The following is a 931-nucleotide window of genomic DNA, read 5'->3' as shown; positions in this document are numbered from 1 at the left end:
CTGACTGCGCCCTGGAGGGTTCCATGGTGTTCTTCTGCTTGGCTGTTGCCGGGCTGATATTGATCGCGGGCGTGCTCGGCCTGGTGCGGGGACGCGCGGAATGGGCGTGGATCCCCAACCGCCGTACGGCAGGCGCGGTTGCCGGCGCGGGATCCGCGGCGCTCGTCGCTTTCGGGCTGCTCGCCTCCCGAGGAGTCGGGGTCGGCGACGGCAACGATCTGGACCTGCCCGCGAGCCAGGCTGTCCTGCCCGCACCGACTCTCCCATCACCGTCCACGCCAGCATCACCACTTTCAGTGCGATCCGCGACGTCTGCCGAGCCCGGGTCCACGTTGCCCGCGGACACCGACGCGGATCGGGACCCGGAGGCGGACAGAGCCGCACATCGTCCGGCGCCGTCCGATGACCGCGGCGGACCCCGGCAGTCGCGTCCTCCCGCCTGGGACACCTGGCCGCCGTGGGCGTCGCCCGCGGCGGCCGGTCGTCGGGGACGTTGCAGGTAGGGACGTTGCCGCCGCCGACGCCGCCGCCGACGCCGCCGACGCCGTCTGGGACGCCCTCGCCGGGGACGTCGCCGTCTGGGACGTCACCGCCGAGAACCCGGCCGACGGGAACCCCGCCGCCGGCGCATGGTCGGCCCGACACCCGCCCAGACGACCGGGAAACCGTCGGCGGTCGCGGAACCGCCGGTCAGAAGCCTGACGGGCGCGACCATGCCGGGTCCGACCGAGGAGCCAGCACGGCCCCGACACCACGCGACGGCGGTCGCCCCTCACCCGGATCATCTGGATCGAGTGGTGCGGGCCGCGGCGCGGGGGCGTCGCGGCAACCGAGGGAACCCGGGGGATCGGTCCGTCTCCAGGCCGGCGGCCGGACCGTCGGCGGCCGGGACGGGGTCGCCGTCCGCTCCGCCGCGCACGAACGAGGGCTC

Annotated in this window: 1 pseudogene; it reads left to right on the top strand. The window is 75.1% G+C overall.

Going from position 1 to position 931, the window contains the following annotated elements:
* Positions 1 to 503: pseudogene (locus ACY45C_RS18390) on the top strand (hypothetical protein); the annotation flags it as partial.
* Positions 504 to 931 lie beyond the last annotated feature (428 nt).

Source organism: Frankia sp. CcWB2 (genome assembly GCF_977927585.1).
The sequence above is the reverse complement of the archived record's forward strand: the minus strand, read 5'-3'. Positions and strand labels throughout refer to the sequence as shown.